Genomic DNA, 3,571 nt, shown 5'->3' with positions numbered 1-3,571 from the left:
TGCCCCTCGAGTACGTCTATCTCCTCGACGTCGACGGCGTTCTCGACGGTATGGAGATGCGACTGCGCTGCCGTCAGGCGGGCCGACAGTTCCGCGATACGGGCGAGCATGGTCTGTCCGTCCTCAAGTATATCGGCGATCATCGTCGGCGCGCCGGCAAGCTGCCGATACCCGCGATGATTGTATCGCGTCAGGCCGACCGCCAGCGCCAGCGGCAGGCAAGAGCGCCGCAAGTCGCCGCTCTGCAGGTCTTCGAGGCCGCGACGGATCGTGCGGTCCCGGCCCAGGCTGTCGCCGAACCAGCACGCGTAGAGATCAAGGCGGCGAGAGACGTGGTGGCTGCTGTGCTGCTGGGCGTCCGAGGCGGCGCGCAGCGTGGCCGCCGTGGGATTCCGGCGGGCGAGGCGCATGGCCTTCTTCGCCGCCATCGAGAGATCATCCGATAGCAGCTCGGTGTCGATGAATATCTGCAGGTCGAGCAGCATGTCACCCTTGTAGAAGGGTAACCCACTCTGCAGTTCGCCAAAGGAAGGGAATTCACCGCGCCCAGCGAGAATGTCCTCGCGGCGGAGATCGCAGGCGGTAAGAGATAGGGCATCGCTGCGCAGCTGCGCGGCGTCGAGCGTGTCGTTCATGTCGGTCTTTCCGGTGCGCCGACGACAAGCCGTCAGCACAGGGAGGCAAGACTACCGATCCTGGATGGATTGTAAATCGCCGTCGTTAACGCAGGTGAAGAACAAGTTAACCGATCCGGCGTCCGGTGACATGCTGGTAGTAGACAGCGAGCGCGGCAGCGATGGCCTCGTCGTCCAGACCGGCTGCCTTCCATCGCTTGCCGGCGGCATCGAGTTCGGCCTGCAGTTTCAACTCGCCGGCGATGCGCACCTGATCGGATATCCAGTCGGCGACATCATCCGGAACTGGCACCTGGCCAGCGAGCCAGCGCTGGGCGACACGCTGGTCGACGCCACGCGAGCGGGCCAGCCTCGACGACGTAGCGTCCGGGAAGACCTGCTGCGCCAGCGATTTGAAGGTGTCCGAATCCATGGGTGGACATTGCCAGCGAGGGAGGGGCGCGGCAATCAATAGAATTGGCATAAAAAGTATGCCTCGGCATTCACTTCCCGAGAATTCTGGCATAATATCTATGCCGGATGGAGGCCGCTATGGCGCGAACGAGTGAACAGCGAGTGCAGGATATCAAGCTTGTCGGCGAAGTCATCTACGGCAGACGGTTCGGGCTGCCGATGGCAGCGCGGTTGGGCATCGCGCAGTCACAGATAAGCCGGTTCTTCTCCGGGCTGCGCAGCGCTCCCGCCGAACTCGACGACAAGCTGCTCGAGATCCTCGACGAGGAGGTCGGGATCCAAGAATTGAAGCTGGCACAGGTGAAAGCAATCCGGGCGCAAGTCGCCGAGCGCATCTCGAAGGCCAGGGCTCCCAAGGTGCCGCTGGAGGAGCAGTCGATGGAATACCGATTGCTTCAGGACATTCTCGACGAGGACGACACGTGAGGGCCTACTACAATGAGATCGACGAAGAAGAAGGTGAATGGCTCCGCCGTCTCATCGCAGCTGGACTTCTTCCTGCCGGAGACGTGGACACCCGGTCCATCGAAGACGTCTGCTCCGACGAGCTCAAGCCCTATAATCAATGCCACTTCTTCGCCGGCGTCGGCCTCTGGCCCCTCGCTCTCCGGCAAGCCGGATGGCCCGACGACCGGCCCGTCTGGACCGGATCCTGCCCATGCCAGCCTTTCAGCCAGGCAGGCCAAGGCAAGGGGTTTGATGACGAGCGGCACCTCTGGCCGGCATGGCATTGGCTCATCGGCCAGTGCCGTCCTCCAGTCGTCTTTGGAGAACAAGTTGCGGGAAGCGATGCCGCTCGATGGCTCGATCTCGTACAAGCTGATGTGGAAGCCCTGGGATACGCCCTCGGGGCCGTCCCGTATGCAGCTGCTGGCGTCGGTGCGCCACAGAGACGACAGCGCCTATATTGGGTGGCCGACGCCGAGGGTGGGCAACAGTCGGGGACGGGGACGGGTGGAACGGCATCGGCAGGGACGGCTGGAGGACACAGTCCACACAGTCCTGTGGCCGGGTGGTCTGACGCGCGATGGCTTTATTGCCGCGACGGAAGAACGCGACCCCTTGAACCCGGCGTTCACCCGCTGGCTCCAGGGCGTCCCGGCCATCTGGTCGAGCTACGGGCCTATGGCAACGGCCTCTGCGTGCCTGCCGCCCGGGCATTCGTCGAAGCCTATCTCGACCGATAGCTAATGAATGATTCCCGCAGCCGCGAATGTGTGGCCGTCCCAATCCCGTCCCCGTCCCCGCTGTGTGGATTGCGGGAATAGTGTGAGAAAGCTGGATTTGCTTAGGATTTGTGGTGCCGGCAACAGGATTCGAACCCGTGACCCCCTGATTACAAATCAGGTGCTCTACCAACTGAGCTATACCGGCAGCGCCTGCGCCTCTAGCATCGACTGGCCGATTGGGCAACGCCTTGCATGCGCCTTTTGCCCAAACCGGTTCAGCCCATCAGATAGGCGTGTAGCTGCTCGGCCAGCTCACCCGGCTCCAGCGCGCCGCCCCTGAGGGTGATATCGGGGGTTTCGGGGGGCTCGAAGGGGGAATCGATGCCGGTGAAATTGCGGATTTCACCCCGCCGCGCCTTGGCATAGAGCCCCTTGGGATCGCGCGCCTCGCACACCGCCAGGGGCGTGTCGACATGGATTTCGACGAAGTCGATATCGCCCACCACCTCGCGCGCCGCCTGCCGTTCGCTGCGGAAGGGCGAGATGAACGAGACCAGCACGATCAGCCCGGCATCGGCCATCAGCCGCGCCACTTCGGCCACGCGGCGGATATTCTCCACCCGGTCGGTCTCGGTGAAGCCCAGATCCTTGTTGAGCCCGTGCCGCACATTGTCGCCGTCCAGGATATAACAGTGCCGCCCCTCGGCGGTGAGCCGCCTTTCCACCAGATTGGCGATGCTGGACTTGCCCGACCCCGACAGCCCGGTAAACCACAGCACGCGCGGCTCCTGCCCCTTCATCCGCGCGCGCACCTGCCGGGTGACGTCGAATTGCTGGTAGCTCAGATTCTGCGCCCGGCGCAGCCCATATTCGATCATGCCCGCGCCCAGCGTGCGGTTGGACAGCCGGTCGATGAGGATAAAACCGCCCGTGGCCGCGTTTTCCCCATAGGCGTCGAAGGCGATCGGCCGGTCGGTGGACAGGGTCGCCGTACCCACCTCGTTGAGCGCCAATTGCCGCGCCGGGCTCTGCTCGAGCGTGTTCACATTGGTCTTGAATTTCAGCGTGGTGATCGAGGCCGGCACCAGTTGCGGGCCCAGCTTGAGCAGATAGGAGCGCCCCGGCTGCGCCGCTTCCTCCGCCATCCAGATCAGCCGCGCCTGGAACTGGTTGGAAAAATCCGGCCCCTCCCCGGCATGGCTGAGCATGTCGCCGCGCGAGATGTCCACCTGCCGGTCGAGCCCCAGCGTCACCGCCTCGCCGGCGCTCGCCTCCTTCTGCTCGCCATCCATGGTGACGATGCGGCTGATGCGC

General features: G+C 63.9%; 5 protein-coding genes and 1 tRNA gene. 2 read left to right on the top strand and 4 right to left on the bottom strand.

Annotated features, from left to right (window positions below):
- The coding region (locus tag VDP82_RS15740) for a hypothetical protein (RefSeq protein WP_323015774.1) at nucleotides 1-635 on the bottom strand (635 nt) is incomplete at its 3' end.
- Nucleotides 636-741: 106 nt separating this feature from the next.
- Nucleotides 742-1,047 (bottom strand): hypothetical protein, encoded by a 306-nt coding sequence (locus VDP82_RS15735; protein WP_323015773.1) that lies wholly within the window; start codon nucleotides 1,045-1,047, stop codon nucleotides 742-744.
- Between the two features lie 143 nt (nucleotides 1,048-1,190).
- Between VDP82_RS15735 and VDP82_RS15730 the strand changes: the two genes are divergently transcribed.
- Together VDP82_RS15730 and VDP82_RS15725 are read left to right on the top strand one after the other, a co-directional pair.
- The gene (locus tag VDP82_RS15730; RefSeq protein WP_323015772.1) at nucleotides 1,191-1,514 is read left to right on the top strand and encodes a hypothetical protein; all 324 of its coding nucleotides are present in this window, start codon (nucleotides 1,191-1,193) and stop codon (nucleotides 1,512-1,514) included.
- Nucleotides 1,511-2,275 carry a DNA cytosine methyltransferase gene (locus VDP82_RS15725; RefSeq protein WP_323015771.1) on the top strand — a complete coding sequence of 255 codons (765 nt, stop codon included), beginning with the start codon at nucleotides 1,511-1,513 and terminating at the stop codon, nucleotides 2,273-2,275. The genes VDP82_RS15730 and VDP82_RS15725 overlap by 4 nt, the downstream gene beginning before the upstream one ends.
- A 111-nt stretch (nucleotides 2,276-2,386) precedes the next feature.
- On the opposite strand, the gene VDP82_RS15720 is transcribed toward VDP82_RS15725, so the two are convergent.
- Nucleotides 2,387-2,462: transfer RNA gene (locus tag VDP82_RS15720), tRNA-Thr, on the bottom strand.
- A gap of 70 nt (nucleotides 2,463-2,532) precedes the next feature.
- Nucleotides 2,533-3,571, bottom strand: a 1,039-nt coding sequence (cysC, locus tag VDP82_RS15715) for an adenylyl-sulfate kinase (protein ID WP_323015770.1), incomplete at its 5' end; no start/stop codon positions are given.

This window comes from Devosia sp., from assembly GCF_034675085.1.
Classification (GTDB): domain Bacteria; phylum Pseudomonadota; class Alphaproteobacteria; order Rhizobiales; family Devosiaceae; genus Devosia.
The sequence above is the reverse complement of the archived record's forward strand: the minus strand, read 5'-3'. Positions and strand labels throughout refer to the sequence as shown.

Bases quoted from the DNA above. Each gene is read 5' to 3' on its own strand.
- VDP82_RS15735 (WP_323015773.1), bottom strand. From the start codon at position 1,047: ATGGATTCGGACACCTTCAAATCGCTGGCGCAGCAGGTCTTCCCGGAC.